We start from the raw sequence: 2,106 nt of genomic DNA on the forward strand, positions 1-2,106 counted from the left end.
GGCAGGACACGGTGGTAGGTGAGCACCAGTAGCGACGGCGCCCGGCGGCGCCAGCCGATCGTCCCGGCCGCCCGGGCGGCAGCGCACACCCCGGCCCGCGCCGCCCGCCTGGCCGTGCGCAGCGACGCGCTCATCCGGCGACCCCCCGCAGGCGCGCGGGACGGCGAATCAGCGAGCGCACCAGGCCGCGCTGCTCCGCGGGCAGCAGCGGCGAGAACAGCACCGCCACCAGGAACACGCCGACAAGGGCCGCCCGCAGCAGCAGCGACCACACCAGCTCCGTCGGCCCCGCCTCGGCGATTGCGTAGAGCACGACGGCCAGCGCCAGGGCCGAGAGCACCCGGGCCCAGGGCAGGCCCATGTCGTACTCCCGGCGGGCCTGGGCATGGACCCACGTAAGCTCCACGGTCAGGGCGACCAGCGTGGCGAGCGCCGCACCGAGGGCGCCCAGCAACGGGATCAGCGCGAGGTAGCCCGCGCTGATCACCACCGCCGTGATCCCCGAGGCAACGGCCAGCTTGCGCGTCTTCTCGGCGAGCAGCAGGCCGAAGTTGGAAAACAGCGTCCAGACGTAGAGGACGTAGGCGAGGACCAGGATCGGCGCGATGTCCGCGGCGGGCCAGAACGCCGGGGCGGCCATCACGCGGATCACGTCGCCGACGAACATGGCGATCCCCAGCCCCATGAGGATGGTGAACAGCGCGAAGTACTGGAACGTCGTCTGGTAGACCTCGCGGGCATCGCCACGCTCGAGGATGCGGTAACGCTGGGTATCCCAGATGTTGGCGAACGTCCCCCAGGTAAACTCCACCAGCAGGAAGCCGAAGCGGTAGGCCAGTGCGTAGATGCCGACCTGTGCCATGTCCGTGAACACCCGCAGGAAGTAGCGGTCACCGAAGCTGATGTAGATCTGGAACAGCCCGGAGATCCAGAACGGGTAGCTGAACGCCACCAACACCCGCAGGTGGCGGCGCGACGGTCTCAACCGGGTATAACGCAGGGTGTAGCCGAGACCGAACAGCGCAATGGCGCCGGAGGAGAGCAGGTTGCTGAGAACCACCCCGGCGACGTGGAGCTCCAGCCACACCACGAGGTATAGGTTGAGCGCCACTTGCCAAACTAACTTCGAGATATTTAATGCCAAAAACAGCCATGGGCGCTGGTGGGCGCGGATGAAGTTGAGGCCGAAGTCCTCCACCCCCTGGGTGACCAGCAGCAGCCCGATCAGCGGGATCAGGTGGACGTAGAGCGCCTCGCCGAAGAGCACACGGGCCAGTGGCTCGGAGAAACCCGCCACCGCCATCGCCCCCAGCGCGCTCACGCCGGCACCGACGGCCAGCACCGTGGTCACCACCTCGTCACGCTCCGCCTTGCTGTCGGCCGCGAAGTAGTAGCGAAACAGCGCCTGCCCCATGCGCATGCCGAAGAAGACCTCGACCACGCTGAGCAACAGCGTGAACAGCTCCACGGCCCCGTAGTCGGCGGGGGTGAGGTAGCGGGTATAGATCGGCAGCATGATAAACGCCACGATCTTGCGGGCGATATTGCCCGCCCCGTAGATCGCGCTGTGCGAGACCATCCGGGCCGCTTCGCCGCTCATCCGCGCACCCCCTGGGCCATCCGGGCGTGCCGGGCACCGCGCGGGTCGAGACGCCGCAGTGCGGCGAGGCCGCGGCCAAGGTAATAGCAGTAGAAGATCAGCGCGTTCACCGCGAGCACCCGCAGCGGCTGGCCGGCGTACTTGCGTAGCGACGAGGCCACCAGCACCGCGGCCACCACCGCCATCGCGGCAAGCACCCCGCCGGTCCAGCCGGCCAGTAGCGCGGCGAGGCCGGCGAGATGCGCCGCGAGGAAGACCACCGTGAGCACGGCCACCCGGGAGCGGACCAGGGCGTGCCAGGAGCGGAAATCGCCGCGGCCGTGCCACGCCTCGCGCCGGATGAACGCGGCGAGCCCGCGGGGGAAGCCCTTGTGGACCACCCGCAAGGCGACATCGTTGACCACCGTCGCCCCCCATCGGCGCGCCCGCGCGCAGAGCTCGTAGTCCTCCCCGGTCTCCAGGGACGGATCGAAGCCGCCGAGCTCGCGAAAGAACGCCGTGTTGAT

The 2,106-nt window shown here is 69.2% G+C and carries 2 protein-coding genes; both read right to left on the minus strand.

Features of this window, described 5'->3' with window-relative positions:
• Positions 1–130: 130 nt before the first annotated feature.
• Entirely contained in the window at positions 131–1,600 is a 1,470-nt protein-coding gene (locus G7A99_RS18590; protein ID WP_163142983.1) for a lipopolysaccharide biosynthesis protein, read from the minus strand.
• Positions 1,597–2,106 (minus strand): glycosyltransferase family 2 protein (locus tag G7A99_RS18595; RefSeq protein ID WP_205599919.1); only part of this gene is annotated, 510 nt, incomplete at its 5' end. The genes G7A99_RS18595 and G7A99_RS18590, both read right to left, overlap by 4 nt.

The sequence above is a fragment of the Arhodomonas sp. KWT genome, from assembly GCF_010993615.1.

Excerpts from the sequence above, each read along its gene's own strand:
- G7A99_RS18590 (WP_163142983.1), bottom strand. The coding sequence starts at position 1,600 with ATGAGCGGCGAAGCGGCCCGGATGGTCTCGCACAGCGCGATCTACGGG.